The organism is Limnobaculum eriocheiris, from assembly GCF_021010575.1.
In the GTDB taxonomy this organism is placed as follows: Bacteria; Pseudomonadota; Gammaproteobacteria; order Enterobacterales; family Enterobacteriaceae; genus Limnobaculum; species Limnobaculum eriocheiris.
The window spans coordinates 1-15,499 of the sequence record NZ_JAJNAG010000042.1; the positions used below are offsets into that span (position 1 = coordinate 1).

General features: G+C 44.6%; 15 protein-coding genes. 7 read left to right on the forward strand and 8 right to left on the reverse strand.

What is annotated here, in order from left to right; all coding sequences use genetic code 11:
• From LPW36_RS14260 to csgG, 5 genes are all read left to right on the forward strand, one after another.
• A partial coding sequence (locus LPW36_RS14260) for an IS1 family transposase (protein ID WP_230609480.1) occupies positions 1–107 on the forward strand: 107 nt, incomplete at its 5' end.
• A 593-nt stretch (positions 108–700) separates the two neighbouring features.
• Positions 701–1,348 carry a biofilm master transcriptional regulator CsgD gene (gene csgD, locus LPW36_RS14265; RefSeq protein WP_230610686.1) on the forward strand — a complete coding sequence of 216 codons (648 nt, stop codon included), beginning with the start codon at positions 701–703 and terminating at the stop codon, positions 1,346–1,348.
• A 3-nt stretch (positions 1,349–1,351) separates the two neighbouring features.
• Entirely contained in the window at positions 1,352–1,741 is a 390-nt protein-coding gene (gene csgE, locus LPW36_RS14270; RefSeq protein WP_230610690.1) for a curli production assembly/transport protein CsgE, read from the forward strand.
• Positions 1,742–1,751: 10 nt separating this feature from the next.
• Positions 1,752–2,162 (forward strand): curli production assembly/transport protein CsgF, encoded by a 411-nt coding sequence (gene csgF, locus LPW36_RS14275; protein WP_230610696.1) that lies wholly within the window; start codon positions 1,752–1,754, stop codon positions 2,160–2,162.
• Positions 2,163–2,178: 16 nt separating this feature from the next.
• Entirely contained in the window at positions 2,179–3,009 is an 831-nt protein-coding gene (gene csgG, locus LPW36_RS14280) for a curli production assembly/transport protein CsgG (protein ID WP_230610698.1), read from the forward strand.
• Positions 3,010–3,065: 56 nt separating this feature from the next.
• Here csgG and nhaA read toward each other — a convergent pair whose 3' ends face one another.
• The 3 genes from nhaA to dnaK form a co-directional block, all read right to left on the reverse strand.
• A complete protein-coding gene (gene nhaA / locus LPW36_RS14285; RefSeq protein ID WP_230610700.1) occupies positions 3,066–4,250 on the reverse strand; it encodes a Na+/H+ antiporter NhaA in 1,185 nt (394 codons plus the stop codon).
• Between the two features lie 356 nt (positions 4,251–4,606).
• Complete coding sequence (gene dnaJ, locus LPW36_RS14290) at positions 4,607–5,743, reverse strand: molecular chaperone DnaJ (RefSeq protein ID WP_230610702.1); 1,137 nt, start codon at positions 5,741–5,743, stop codon at positions 4,607–4,609.
• 116 nt (positions 5,744–5,859) lie between these two features.
• Positions 5,860–7,770, reverse strand: coding sequence for a molecular chaperone DnaK (gene dnaK / locus LPW36_RS14295; protein ID WP_230610704.1), 1,911 nt, complete (start codon positions 7,768–7,770; stop codon positions 5,860–5,862).
• A gap of 337 nt (positions 7,771–8,107) precedes the next feature.
• On the opposite strand from dnaK, the gene satP reads away from it, so the two are divergent.
• Positions 8,108–8,680, forward strand: a complete 573-nt coding sequence (gene satP / locus LPW36_RS14300) for an acetate uptake transporter (protein WP_230610706.1) — start codon at positions 8,108–8,110, stop codon at positions 8,678–8,680.
• Between the two features lie 294 nt (positions 8,681–8,974).
• Here the strand turns inward: satP and LPW36_RS14305 are convergent, their stop codons facing one another.
• From LPW36_RS14305 to tal, 3 genes are all read right to left on the reverse strand, one after another.
• Positions 8,975–10,300 (reverse strand): MFS transporter, encoded by a 1,326-nt coding sequence (locus LPW36_RS14305; RefSeq protein WP_230610707.1) that lies wholly within the window; start codon positions 10,298–10,300, stop codon positions 8,975–8,977.
• Between the two features lie 126 nt (positions 10,301–10,426).
• On the reverse strand, positions 10,427–11,014 hold the full coding sequence (mog, locus tag LPW36_RS14310) for a molybdopterin adenylyltransferase (RefSeq protein WP_230610708.1): 588 nt from the start codon (positions 11,012–11,014) through the stop codon (positions 10,427–10,429).
• Positions 11,015–11,179: 165 nt separating this feature from the next.
• Positions 11,180–12,133 carry a transaldolase gene (tal, locus tag LPW36_RS14315; protein ID WP_230610709.1) on the reverse strand — a complete coding sequence of 318 codons (954 nt, stop codon included), beginning with the start codon at positions 12,131–12,133 and terminating at the stop codon, positions 11,180–11,182.
• Between the two features lie 279 nt (positions 12,134–12,412).
• Between tal and yaaA the strand changes: the two genes are divergently transcribed.
• Entirely contained in the window at positions 12,413–13,186 is a 774-nt protein-coding gene (yaaA, locus tag LPW36_RS14320) for a peroxide stress protein YaaA (protein WP_230610711.1), read from the forward strand.
• A gap of 75 nt (positions 13,187–13,261) precedes the next feature.
• On the opposite strand, the gene thrC is transcribed toward yaaA, so the two are convergent.
• Positions 13,262–14,551, reverse strand: a complete 1,290-nt coding sequence (gene thrC / locus LPW36_RS14325) for a threonine synthase (RefSeq protein ID WP_230610713.1) — start codon at positions 14,549–14,551, stop codon at positions 13,262–13,264.
• 17 nt (positions 14,552–14,568) lie between these two features.
• Positions 14,569–15,498, reverse strand: coding sequence for a homoserine kinase (thrB, locus tag LPW36_RS14330; protein WP_230610714.1), 930 nt, complete (start codon positions 15,496–15,498; stop codon positions 14,569–14,571).
• Position 15,499 lies beyond the last annotated feature (1 nt).

The following is a 15,499-nucleotide window of genomic DNA, read 5'->3' on the forward strand; positions in this document are numbered from 1 at the left end:
GAACCCATCTTAAACGGTTGACCCGCAAGACTATCTGCTTCTCAAAGTCAGAAGAAATGCACGATAAGATCATCGGATGGTATCTGACGATCAATCATTACCACTAAATCTGCGTCACGACCTAAAACTCAATCATATTCATTGAGTTTTAATTAAAAAAAGATAAAAAACTCATTTCTTCTATATAAAAATAACAAAGACCAATTACCATACTAACCAATCAATTTCTCAAAAAACTATCAGGTTAATAAATAAATCAGGACAAAAAACAGTCTAACCCATTCATTGATAAGCTATAACAAATAGCTATTAGATAGATCTCAAATGCGTCATATGGAGGAATAAAAAACTTACGTTTCACTTTTAAAGTTCATTATTAAATAGCACTACAGCATGATTTCATTGATCTTTTAAGTCATACCCATCATTAGTTATTTGAATTAATTGAAAATTTTTAAAATCAATTGAAACATTTTGAAACAAAAATAAAACTTGATTTAGAAATCGTTAATACTAAATTTGAAGATGTAAAAACAACGCAATCATGGCCATTAAAAAGTTCAAATAATATTTATAAATTTATCAAACACATTAAAAATAACACCCTTATGAAAATAAAAGACCCACTAACCAATTATTTTTTACTGCAGTCTCAAAGATTCTGCGCGGATGGGTATATCTATTATTTCGGAGTTTCATTATGAATAATGAAGCAAACAGAAGCCTATTGTTGTTAATAACACAGCCATCGTTATTAGCCACAGCACTATTACATCAGTTAAATACGGCTTTACCCATTAATGCCAAGCTGCAAAACATTCATAAACCATTCGATGAACCACCGTCAGAGAAAGTGTTAGTTCTGTTTGACTTAATGAGTGTAGACAGAAAATTAATTACCTTTTGGCAAGGGATTTTCAACCAAAATCGGGATCGTATTAAATTGTTATTACTTAATACGCCTGAAGATTATCACTTTGAAGAGATTGAAAAATGGCCGCAGATTAGCGCTGTCTTTTATCTTTCAGCCGATCAGGAAAAGTTAATCGAAGGGATCAACAGCGTCATAAGCGGTGAGTATTACTTTTCTCAGCGATTAGCCAGTCACCTGCTCAATCAGTCGCGGTTTTATCATTATAGCCATGGAGATAATGCCGCCGATCTGACGCAGCGGGAAAAAGAGATCCTGCATAAATTAAGTATGGGTGCCTCTAACCTGGAAATTGCCAGATTACTATTTATCAGTGAAAACACGGTTAAAACGCATCTGTATAACCTGTTTAAGAAGATCTCCGTAAAAAATCGTACTCAGGCTGCCACCTGGGCTAATGAACATCTTAGGCGCTAAATCATGAACGGTTATCTGTCTGCTGCTGTTTTTTCACTATTTCTAACTTTTAGCCATATTACCTGGGCTGTAGAAGTTGAAGTGCCCGGCTTGATTACCGACCACACGGTAACCTCCACCGGACACGACTTTTACCGTGCCTTTAGTGATAAATGGGAGAAAGACTTTAAAGGAAATATCACCATCAGCGAAAAACCCAGTGCACGCTGGGGAAGCTGGATAACCATAAAAATCGATCAGGATGTCTTACATCAGGCGTTTCTGTTTCCTAGCAAACGCGATTTTAATCGCAACGTAGATCTAGCCATTAATCAGGTGTCTGAAAAACTGGATAGAAGACAAATAGATAAGAGTCTTCTGAATACCGGTGACTTAACCCGTGATGAGTTTTAAGGAGAGTGTTATGCGTATCAAAAACATTGTTTTATCTTTGCTTCTGTTCTCTCCCCTCTCCTGGGGAGGAAACATGGTATTTCAATTCGTTAACCCTAATTTTGGTGGTAACCCAAACAATGGCTCTTTTCTGTTATCTGAAGCCAATGCACAAAACTCTTATAAAGATCCTAACGGATATGATTTTGAGTCTTCCACTCCTTCGGCATTAGATAATTTTACTTCAGCTATTCAGTCCCAACTTTTAGGTAGTTTGATGGGCAATATTAACCAGGGCAAACCTGGTCGTCTGGTGACTAAAGACTTTGTTGTTGATGTCACTAACACCGACGGTACCCTGACCATGAATATCCTCGATCGTGCCAGTGGTAAAAGCTCGACCATTGAAGTCGATGGTTTATCCAATATCAGCGCTAACTAAGACAAGGTAACGATCTATGCGCCATCTTTTAATCATTGCCAGCCTGTTTCTTCTAAATGGTTGTCTGACTGCTCCACCAAAGCAAGCGGCTGAACCTACACTATTGCCGCGCAGTCAAAGTTATCAGGACTTAGTGCAATTACCGACGCCAAAAGGCAAAATCTTTGTCTCGGTATATAACATCCAGGATGAAACCGGGCAATTTAAACCTTATCCTGCCAGCAACTTCTCCACCTCTGTACCACAAAGTGCGACAGCCATGTTGATATCAGCATTAAAGGACTCTAACTGGTTTATTCCTCTGGAACGGCAGGGTCTGCAAAATCTGTTAAACGAACGGAAAATTATTCGGGCAGCCCAGGAAAATGGTCGGGTAGCGATTAATAACGCACAGCCACTTTCTTCACTGGTGGCGGCAAACGTACTGATTGAAGGCTCTATTATCGGTTACGAAAGCAATGTGAAATCAGGGGGGATTGGTGCGCGGTATTTTGGTATTGGTGGTAGTACACAATATCAACTCGACCAGATTGCCGTTAATTTACGGGTGGTTGACGTAAGCACCGGGGAGATTCTCTCATCGGTAAATACCAGCAAAACAATTCTTTCATATGAAGTACAGGCTGGTGTATTCCGCTTTATCGATTATCAGCGTTTGCTGGAAGGTGAAGTAGGATATACCTCTAATGAACCCGTGATGATGTGTCTGATGTCAGCCATTGAGACCGGGGTTATTTACCTGATTAACGATGGCATCACACGTAACCTATGGCAACTCCAGAACCCGAAAGATATTAATACGCCGGTTTTTGAACGCTATAAAAACTTAAAAGTTCCAACAGCCTGATAAATAATGGTATCGATATAGAGGTTCTGCCTGACGACAGAACCTCTATTTTTTTACTACTTCAGAACTTCTTTTGGCGAGTGTTTTGCCAACGAGAGCTTTAACAGGAAATATCCCAATACTGCGGCAATCGTTGAGCCAATCAAAATACCCAGGCGTGAATAAGTAATATATTCAGCCGATAACCCCTCGAAAGCCAGGGAAGAGATAAAGATCGACATAGTAAAACCAATACCACAGAGTACAGAAACCGAGAAAATATGCTTCAGTTGAATAGATCCCGGCATCTTCACCAAACCGGTCTTTAACGCTACCCAGCAGAAACCAAAAATCCCCAACGGCTTACCGGCAACTAAACCCAGCATAATTCCCATTGGCAAAATACCAATCAGAGAATTCAGCGTAACCCCCGCTAAAGCCACACCAGCATTTGCAAAAGCAAACAGCGGTAAAATAAAGTAGGTTACCCAAGGATGTAGCTGGTGAATTAAGCTATCCAGCGGTTTGCTGCCTTCAGTGCCATTAAGTGGAATAAAGAATCCGGTAATAACGCCGGCCAGGGTAGCATGCACTCCAGACTTCAGCATAAATACCCAGAGTATTGCGCCAATAATGATATAGGCCAGATTATTACCAACGCCACGCCAGTTCATCACTGCCATAATAACAATTGTCACCGCGGCTCCCGCCAGCGCTATCATAGAAAGCTCTTTGGTATAAAACAGAGCAATAATAATAATTGCACCTAAATCATCAATAATGGCCAGTGCCATTAAAAAGGCCTTCAGGCTGGTTGGTACCCGGCTTCCTAATAAAGCCATTACGCCCAGAGCAAAGGCGATATCCGTTGCCGCCGGAATAGCCCAGCCGGTGCGGGTTACCGCATCATCCATATTAAATATCAGATAAACCAATGCGGGTAGAATCATGCCCCCTATCGCGGCCACCACCGGGAACATCGCCTTATCCCTTCCCGCCAGAGAACCTTCTACCAGCTCTTTTTTAACTTCCAGCCCAATCACCAAAAAGAAGATGGCCATTAACCCATCATTAATCCAGTGGGCCAGTGAATTGCTCAAATCCAGCGCAGCAATCTTTATGACTACCGGCAAATGCAAAAAGCCTTCATAGGCTGCCTGTAGAGGTGAATTAGCCATCACCATGGCGATTAATGCTGCAATAATCAGTAAAATACCGCCTGATGCTTCTAACTTTAGAAACTGGCGTAAATAGTGAGTCATGATAAGAACGGCTCCTTTAATACCTTATTACAAGATACCTTAATATTATTATTTAATTTGGCACTATAGGATATTACTATAAAATCTCAGCTGCCGCCTCAAAATTAGGTTAAGAACCTATAATTTTACAAAAAGCAGTCTTTAATGATACTGACATACAAGATTACTTATAACAGGCCAGCTAAAATACCTTTATTAATCATGGAATAATATTAATAACCACACATAATAAAGCACTTGATTATTATTAATGATTAAACCTAAAAATCAACCTGTTACACTCTTATTTTCAGGCAAAAAAATCCCCAATCGAATTTGATTGGGGATTTTTCTATTGGCGATAAGAAGCTAAATAATTAACCGGTCAAATCATCAAAAAACTTCTTCACGCCGTCAAAGAATGACTTAGAGCGGGGGCTGTTTTTAGCACCCTTTTCGCCACCTAAGGATTCTTCAAGCTCGCGCAATAGCTGCTTCTGCTTATCATTAAGCTTAACCGGGGTTTCAACCACAACGCGGCACAGCAGATCCCCCTGACTTCCACCGCGGACCGATTTTACCCCTTTACCACGCATACGGAATAGCTTACCGGTTTGAGTTTCTGCAGGAACTTTCAGGTTTACCCGTCCGTCCAGCGTAGGAACCTCAATTTCGCCACCTAAAGCTGCCATCGCAAAATTAATCGGCACTTCACAATAGAGATTATTACCGTCACGTTCAAAGATTGGGTGTTGCTTCACCTGAACCTGAACGTATAAATCACCAGACGGAGCACCGTTCTCCCCCGCTTCACCTTCACCAGACAGGCGAATACGATCGCCGGTATCCACACCCGCAGGAATCTTAACGGACAGTGTTTTAGTCTTCTCTACCCGACCCTGACCATGACACTTATTGCATGGATCTTTAATGATCTTACCGCGACCATGACAGGTTGGACAGGTTTGCTGTACGGCAAAGAAGCCCTGACGCATCTGGACCTGACCGGCACCATGACAGGTAGAACAAGTTATTGAACTGGTTCCCACTTTCGCACCGCTGCCGTAGCAAACGTCACACTCAGCCAGCGTTGGAATACGGATCTCTTTAGTCACGCCACGAACCGCTTCTTCCAGCGTTAGCGTCATGGTGTATTGCAGGTCGGAACCCCGGCTGGCGCGTTGACGACGGCCACCAAAGATATCGCCAAATACGTCACCAAAGATATCGTTAAAATCGCCGCCGCCGCTGAAACCGCCGCCAAAACCACCGCCGCCCATGCCGCCTTGTTCAAACGCAGCATGACCGTACTGATCGTAAGCCGCTTTCTTCTGCGCGTCGGTCAGTACTTCATAAGCTTCTTTGATCTCTTTAAATTTCTCTTCAGAGTCTTTATCACCCTGGTTTCTGTCCGGGTGATGTTTCATCGCCAAGCGTTTATAGGCCTTCTTAATTTCGCGCTCATCTGCATCGCGGCCTACGCCCAGGATCTCGTAATAGTCTTTCTTCGCCATCTGTGGACTTTACCCTATATATGCGTACACGGGCGTAGAGTTACCTCAACGCCCGTGCCAAGTTCCGTTAACGATACCACAATTTAAGCATCATTACCGTGCCCGCTTAAGGGCGATTACTTTTTGTCTTTAACTTCTTCGAACTCAGCGTCAACGGCGTCGTCATCTTTACCCGGCGCGCTTTGTGCGCCTTCTGATGCGCCTTCAGCATGTTGCTGTTGAGCCATTTCCATCAGCTTGCCGGATACTTCAACCAGAGCCTGAATTTTTGCTTCGATATCCGCTTTATCTTCACCTTTCAGTGAAGTTTCCAGCGCGCTTAATGCAGCTTCAATAGCGGTTTTATCATCCGCTGGCAGCTTGTCGCCCGCTTCCGTAATTTGTTTACGAGTGCTGTGCAACAGGTGGTCGCCCTGGTTACGGATTTGAACCAGCTCTTCAAACTTGCGGTCAGCATCGGCGTTAGCTTCTGCTTCGCGCACCATTTTTTGAATTTCTTCTTCGTTCAAGCCAGAAGAAGCCTTAATGGTAATATTTTGCTCACGACCGCTGTTTTTATCTTTTGCCGATACGTGCAGAATACCGTCAGCATCGATATCAAATGTTACTTCGATTTGCGGCATACCGCGCGGTGCGGCCTGAATCCCGTCCAGATTAAACTGACCCAGAGATTTATTATCTGCTGCACGCTTACGCTCACCCTGGATAACGTGAATTGTTACCGCAGACTGATTGTCTTCAGCCGTTGAGAACACCTGACTGTGTTTCGTCGGGATAGTGGTGTTCTTGGCAATCAGCGAAGTCATCACGCCGCCCATGGTTTCAATGCCCAAAGACAGAGGCGTTACGTCTAACAGCAAGACGTCAGTAACATCACCGGCTAACACGCCGCCCTGAACTGCAGCACCGATAGCAACTGCTTCATCCGGGTTAACGTCTTTACGTGGTTCTTTACCGAAGAAATCAGATACTTTCTTCTGTACTAATGGCATACGAATTTGCCCACCAACCAGAATCACATCGTCGATTTCATTTACTGACAGGCCAGCATCCTGTAATGCCACTTTTAACGGCTCTATAGAGCGATTAACTAAATCTTCAACCAGTGACTCCAGTTTTGCACGAGTCACTTTAATATTCATATGCTTAGGACCGGTTGCATCTGCAGTGATGTACGGCAGGTTAACATCCGTTTGTTGAGCAGAAGAGAGTTCAATTTTCGCTTTTTCTGCCGCTTCTTTCAGACGTTGCATTGCCAACGGATCATTACGTAAATCAAAGCCCTGCTCTTTCTTAAACTCATCAACTAAGTAGTTGATCAGGCGAGTATCAAAATCTTCACCACCTAAGTGAGTATCACCGTTGGTTGCCAATACTTCGAAGGTTTTTTCGCCATCTACTTCATCAATTTCAATAATAGAGATATCGAATGTACCACCACCTAAGTCATATACGGCGATAGTGCGGTTACCCATCTCTTTATCCAGACCGTATGCCAGAGCAGCAGCGGTTGGTTCGTTGATGATACGTTTTACATCTAAACCAGCAATACGACCGGCATCTTTCGTTGCCTGACGTTGAGAATCGTTAAAGTAAGCCGGAACGGTAATTACCGCTTCGGTTACTGGCTCACCTAAAAAGTCTTCTGCTGTTTTCTTCATTTTTTTCAAAACTTCAGCAGAAATCTGAGGTGGTGCAATTTTTTGACCTTTTACTTCAACCCATGCGTCACCGTTGTCTGCCCCTATAATTTTAAAAGGCATAATATTACGGTCGCGCTGAACTTCTTCGTCACCAAAACGACGACCAATCAGACGCTTAATCGCAAAAAGTGTATTTTGTGGGTTGGTCACCGCCTGGCGTTTAGCAGGCTGACCAACCAGAATTTCGCCGTCCTGGGTATACGCGATAATTGACGGAGTTGTACGATCCCCTTCCGCGTTCTCAATTACGCGAACCTGCGTGCCGTCCATTACAGCAACACATGAGTTCGTTGTACCCAGGTCAATACCAATAATTTTACCCATTACATGTTCTCCACTTAAAAACTATATTCGTTCACATACTCACCTATATGGGGGTGCAAAATGACTTTTCAACTGCCAATAAAAGTCTTACATCCATAGGCTTGCTTCACCGTTGTTCATAAGATGGGGGCGACAAATCTGGCATCAAGGGGGGCAAATAAAAAAATTTTCGCATTATTCCTGATCAAAACCATTGTTTCGTGACTCAGGCCTCATTATTATGCGCGCTCACGTGTAATACGCGGTGTTATTTACCCGTGGTCGTTGTTAGTTAATTCCGCCGCTATGCGGATAAAAATCCATTTATTAAATCAGCATTCGTGAGTACAGAGGAAATATGCACTCGAATAAATTAGCAAACCCAGGTCCACTAGGATTAATGGGATTTGGGATGACCACTATTCTGTTAAATATCCATAACGCCGGATTCTTCCCGGTAACCACAGCCATTGTTGCTATGGGTATCTTTTATGGTGGTATGGCTCAGGTTATTGCCGGTATTTTAGAATTCAAAAAAGGTAATACCTTTGGCGTTACCGCATTTACCTCTTATGGTTTTTTCTGGATGACCCTGGTTGGCATCTGGTTAATTCCTGAAGTAGGACATGCACATGCTACCGATAGCACCTTCCTGGGCATCTACTTAGCATTATGGGGCATCTTCACCCTGTTTATGTTCTGCGGTACCTTGCGTGCTAACCGTGGCTTACAGTTTGTATTTGCCAGCCTGACGGTACTGTTCTTTATGTTATCCATCGGCAACATTACCGCGAATACCGGTTTGTTAAACGTCGCTGGTTATGTTGGTATCGTTTGTGGTGCCAGCGCAATTTATCTGGCAATGGCGGAAGTACTGAATGAACAGTATGGCCGTACCGTTCTGCCAATTGGTGAACGTAAAGCAGGTTAATCCCGGTTTTGCTTATCATCCTAAAACGCCTGCTTAATGCAGGCGTTTTCGTCTTTATCGACGCCATAATTCAAATACACAGGAAATAACAGATGCAAATAAGAATCGCACTTCCTGATGCGTAGCAGAGATATTTCGCGTATGACTCAGCGTAAAAGGATAAGCCTAAAGCTAAAAGGCCTGAGTCCAATAGAGTATTGAACTCAGGCCCTGATAACCACTTAATACAAACTGCCCAAAATTATGGGGTCAGTTCACAACAGATGGCTTTTAACTAAACGCAATAAACGTTGTTTATAACACCGGCACCTTTTCTAATTCCGTATCGCTATGTTCCACAATGCTATCCGCCGCTCTCAAATCGTTACGCAGATAAATTCCCAACAATATTCCCATCACCGATAGCGCTAATACATAATACGCTGGCGCCATTGGCGTAAACTTCATCAAATAAGTGACGCATATTGGCGTCAGCCCACCAAAAATGGCATAAGAGACATTATAAGAGAAAGAGATACCCGAGAAGCGCACCTCTGCCGGAAACGCCCGCACCATAACGTAAGGAACAGCCCCTACCACGCCCACACACAGCCCGGCGATACTGTAAGTAATAAACAGCAAATCAACATTGGTTGCCGAATGGTAAAACGTCCAACTGGCAACCGCCAACAGCGAACCGCCACCAATAAAGGTTTTGCTGGCGCCAAAACGGTCAACAGCCATACCGGCAATCACACAGCCCACGCACAGTGAGATAATCGCCATGCTGTTCGCCTTGAGTGCAATGACGCGCTCGATACCAAATTGAGTTTGCAGGTAGTTTGGCGTCATCAGAATCACCACTACAATACCGGCAGAAAGCAACCAGGTCAGTAACATAGAAACCGTTACCGCGCGGGTGTGATTGATTACTACTGATTTTAACGGCAGTTCTGCCGCCAGTGCTTTACGCTGTTGCATCTCGATAAAAATCGGCGTTTCTTTTAACCAACGGCGCAAATACATGGCAATCAAACCAAAAATACCCCCCAGAAAGAAAGGTATTCTCCAGCCGCCGTTACGAATGGTTTCCACACTCATCATCGAGTTGATCAGAGTGGCAACAAAAGAGCCCAGTAAGATCCCAACGGTCAGGCCCGCCGTCAGTACACCACAGGCAATACCAATACGTTTGTAGGGCACGTGTTCCGCCACAAATACCCATGCTCCCGGCACTTCACCACCGATTGCCGCACCCTGAAAAATGCGCATCAGCAACAGCAGGAGTGGAGCAGCAATGCCAATGGATTGATAGGTTGGTAACATCCCCATGGCCAGTGTAGGTAACGCCATTAGCAAAATGCTCAATGAGAACATCCGCTTACGCCCCACTAAATCGCCGAAGTGGGCCATGATGATTCCCCCCAGCGGACGAGCCAGATAGCCTGCGGCAAAAATACCGTAGGTCTGCATCAGTACCAGCCATTGGGGCATATTGGCAGGAAAGAAAAGTTCACCGATAACGACGGCGAAGAAGACAAAGATAATAAAGTCGTAAAACTCCAGCGCACCGCCTAATGCTGCCAGAGTCAGCGTTTTATAATCCTGTTTGTTTAGTCGGCGATTTTTTTGCTGAATCATAAAATTCCATCTTTTTCTATAGGTTGATAAAAAAATTAATTTACCCTCCGTAAATTAATTTTTACTATATCGTACTATTTATGATACACCAGCAGATGAAAATCTTATTTTGCAAAAAGCCCCAATTTAATCTTTTATATCGCGGATTGCGCTCTTAGGCCTAAAGGATTCTACCACCTGGGAATGCGTCTCCACATAAGGACCATCCAGCAGTTGAATACAATACGGGACGCTGGCGAAAATACCGGATACCACGGTTTTTCCGTCCTGACCTTTTACCCCTTCCAGAGTCTCTTTAATTGACTTTGGCTGTCCCGGAAGGTTAATAATCAGCGCCTGTTTACGAATCACACCAACCTGACGGGAAAGAATCGCGGTTGGTACATAGTACAAACTAATCTGACGCATCTGTTCGCCAAACCCCGGCATGATGCGATCGGCAATCGCTAATGTGGCATCAGGCGTAACATCACGACGAGCCGGACCGGTTCCACCGGTGGTAAGAACCAGATGACAGCCCCTTTCATCAACCAGCTCACACAGTGCTTCCTCTATCAACCCTTGCTCATCAGGAATTAATCGACTTTGCGTTTCAAACTCACTGCTCAGGGCGGTTTTTAACCATGATTCCAGTGCCGGAATCCCCTGATCCTGATAAATTCCGTTGGATGCGCGGTCGGAAACAGAAACCAAACCAATGCGTAACTTATTCATATCTAATCCTCTGTCACTAAACTGTGCTCTTGCCTGCACGCTATCATACTATTGTTAACACTATTTTTGCAGCGGGCTGACACAGTGGATGTGATTATCCTCAGTGAATTGCAGGCAAAAAAATACCGGCCATCAGGCCGGTATTCATATCGTTATAAAAAATAATTACAGTAAATCTGCAATCATCTTTTCCAGTTTTTCCTGGTCGATAGCAAACTTACGGATACCATCAGCCAGTTTATCAACCGCCATTGGATCCTGATTGTGTTGCCAGTAGAACTGTGCTTCATTCAACGGAGCCGGACAATCTTTCACTGCGCCGCTGTAAGTCAGTTTACGCTCAACTTCACCCTGGCTTTCTGACAGTTCTTTTAATAGTGCAGGAGCAATGGTCAAACGGTCACAGCCGGCAAGTTCCAGAATCTCACCGGAATTACGGAAACTGGCACCCATTACCACAGTTTTATAACCGTGCTGTTTGTAGTATTCATAAATACTGGTGACAGAAACAACGCCCGGATCTTCATGTGGGGCAAACTCTTTCTTATCGCCATTAGCCTTGTACCAGTCAAGAATACGGCCAACAAACGGAGAAATCAGGAACACGCCAGCTTCAGCACAAGCACGCGCCTGAGCAAAAGAGAACAGCAGAGTCAGGTTACAGTTGATACCTTCTTTCTCAAGCTGGGCTGCCGCACAGATACCCTGCCATGTAGATGCCAGTTTGATCAGAATACGATCGTTGCTGATACCTGCATCGTTATAAAGTTTAATTAAACGTTTGGCTTTAACAATGCTGGCCTGAGTGTCATAAGAGAGACGAGCATCAACTTCAGTAGAGATACGGCCGGGAATTAATTTTAAAATTTCCAGACCAATATTTACTGCCAGCTTATCGGATGCATCCACAATTTGCTGTGCACGATCGCTGCTTTGGCTTTTTGCCCAGGCAATCGCATCATCAATCAGTTTACGATATTCAGGTAACTGGGCCGCATTCAGAATCAAAGAAGGGTTAGTTGTTGCGTCCTGAGGCTTATACAGTTTCATCGCTGCAATATCGCCGGTATCAGCCACAACGGTAGTAATTTTACGTAGAGAGGAAAGTTTATCTGTCATGATAGGTCTCTTGTTAAGCTTGTGAGGCATCGAAGTATTATTGGACCAGGCTGATAATAACATGACTTAACAAGCGTGCAACGACGGAACTTAGAAGGCACAGGTTTTAAGCATAAAATTTATCTTCCCCCCTCTGCTGGTATTACCATTACCTAATGATAAATAAAATAAAAATCAGTTTTACTAAGAGATTTCCAGAGCCTCCTATTAAATCCATCGCTTTTTCCATCATCACTTTCTGCTAGAGTAGCAAAAAACGATTTATCACAGGATATGATTATGCTGATTACTATATCTCCGGCAAAAACCCTCGATTATACAAGCCCTCTGGTGACTGACCGTTATACTCAACCCGAAATGCTGGACCAGTCGAAAATTTTGATTAAAGCGTGTCGCAAGTTAACCCCCGCGCAAATCGCCAGCCTGATGAGTATCAGTGATAAATTAGCTGGCCTTAACGCCGCACGTTTCTCAGAGTGGCATCCGGATTTCACGCCAGAAAATGCTCGTCAGGCGCTGTTAGCGTTTAAAGGTGATGTTTATACCGGCCTGCACGTTGATGATTTTAACGATAATGATTTCGATTTTGCCCAGCAGCACCTGCGTATGTTGTCCGGTCTGTATGGCGTTTTACGTCCGCTCGATCTGATGCAGGCTTACCGTCTGGAAATGGGCACCAAACTGGAAAACCAGCGGGGTAAAGATCTGTATGAATTCTGGGGCAAACGAATTACCGATAAGCTAAATCAGGCGCTGAAAGATCAAGGTGACGATGTTCTGGTTAATCTGGCCTCGGATGAATACTTCAAATCGGTTCAAACCAAGTCATTAAATGGCACTATCATTAAACCGGTGTTTTTAGATCAGAAAAACGGTAAATATAAAATCATCAGCTTCTACGCTAAAAAAGCCCGCGGTCTGATGAGTCGGTTTATTATCAAGAACCGCCTGACCCGCCCGGAACAGCTGGTTGACTTTGATCTGGAAGGCTATCAGTTTGATGAGGCCGCTTCTCTGGGTAATGAACTGATATTTAAACGCCCTGAACAGTAATTACTGGCAGAACTACAGACAAAAAAATGGCCTCGATGCGGTATATATCAGGAGGCCATTGTTATTTAATCGGTCTTACGCTGGTAACGCCATCAGGAATGCGCGTAACGGAGCAAAATCTGCCGGTAAATAGTGCGAAAGTAACGGTAACTCAGCCCTATCTGCCAGTGCTTTTGGCAGAGGTAATGTCGTACCAAGAATTTGCTCTACGCTCTCTTTAAATTTAGCCGGATGGGCCGTACCGAGAAATAATCCAAACTCGCCCTCTTTCAACTCATCACGCAGCAAACGATAGGCAATCGCGCCGTGAGGTTCCGAGGTGTATCCCAGCGCAGCCAGTTCACGCAGTGTTTTAGCCGTTGTCTCATCGCTAACCGCGCCATAACCTAATGAACTGATTGGCCACTCTTTACGGCGAAACAGTTCTTCAATTCGTGGCCAGTTGTTTGGCTGACTGACATCCATGGCATTAGATAAAGTGGCAACCGTTTTATTCGGCTGCCACTGACCATTTGCCAGATAGCGCGGCACGGTATCATTGGCATTGGTAGCAGCAATAAAACGCTTCACCGGTAAACCTAATGATTTAGCCAACAGTCCCGCCGTCAGATCGCCAAAGTTACCGCTTGGAACCGAAATCACCAGTTGGTTACGCTGTTCCTGAGTCAACTGTGCTACTGCCTCAAAGTAATAACAAATTTGCGCCAGCAGTCGGCTGATATTGATGGAGTTGGCAGAGTTAAGACCCAGCTCCTTTTTCAGCGCTTCATCATCAAAAGCCTGTTTAACCAGTGCCTGACAGGCATCAAAATCCCCATCAACGGCCACGGTATGAATGTTCCCCCCCAGGGTACAGAATAACTTCTCCTGTAGCGGGCTAATCTTGCCTTCAGGATAGAGGATCACTACTCGTACATTCTTTAAACCATAGAATGCATGAGCAACGGCAGCACCAGTATCACCAGAGGTCGCGGTCAGAATGGTCACCGGCGTATCACCAGCTACTTCAGCCAGCATTTGCGCCATGATGCGGCCACCAAAATCTTTAAACGCCAGAGTGGGACCATGAAATAGCTCTAAGGTAGCAATATCTTTTTCAACGGCGACGACCGGAGCCGGGAACTGAAAAGCATTAGCGACTCGTTTAGCTACGGCATCCGCTGAGATTTCATCGCCAATACAGGCCGACAAAATACGGGCACTGCGGGTAACAAAATCCAGCGAGAGTAAATTATCGATTTCTGAACTATCAAAAGCCGGTAACTCAGCCGGAAAAAACAGCCCTTGTTGTTTACCTAATCCCTGACGTACTGCCTGAGCAAAGCTTACCTGTTCGTTATGATCTTTTAAGTTATACAGTTTCATTGTGTCACTATTTTCCATTAATCCAATTTACGGGCACCGGCAGTATCCAGACGGCAAACGTGAACAAAGCCTTCATCATTTTGTACATAGTGTTTTGCTAACCAGTCGGCCAGGCGCTGGGCGGTTTCAAGACGATCGCTTACCGCAAACAGCGTTGGACCAGAACCAGAAATACCGCATGCCAGCGCACCAATATCCTGTGAAGCTTTACGCGCTTCGGCAAAGCCCGGCAGTAAACGGGTACGGTACGGTTCGGCAATCACATCCTGCATCAACTTAACCGCCAATTCCGGCTGCTGAGTATGGCAGGCGTGAATAAAACCGGCCAGATAGCGACCATGACGAATACAATCCTGACGCAGATACTGCGCCGGTAAAATTGCACGCGCTTCAGCAGTGGAAACCTTAATACCCGGATATGCCATGACCCAATACCAGTTATCAAAACCGGGTACCGACTGGCTGATAATGCCATTTTCTTCCAGCATCAATTGCATACCCCCCAAATAACAAGGAGCCACGTTATCGTAATGTACGCTGCCGGAGATTCGGCCTTCCAGCTCGCCCATCATGCCAAGCAGTTCGGTCTGATTAAACGGGCGATCGCAGAACTCATTCAGCGCCATTAACCCGGCGACCACTGAACAGGCACTGGACCCCAAACCAGAGCCAATTGGCATATTCTTTTCTAACACCATCGCCACCGGCAATTCGCGCCCCAAACGCTGGCAGAACAGCTCCCAGCACTGATAAACGATGTTGTCTTTAGGTTCTGCCGGTAACTTGCTAACAAAACGCCCTTTATTGCTCAGGCTAAAGCGATCTGCCGATTGAATACTAACGCAATCCCCCAACAGTGCTCCATCAATGGGTGATACTGCTGCACCCAATACGTCAAACCCCACGCTGACGTTGCCTATCGAGGCCGGCGCATAAATTTTTATCATA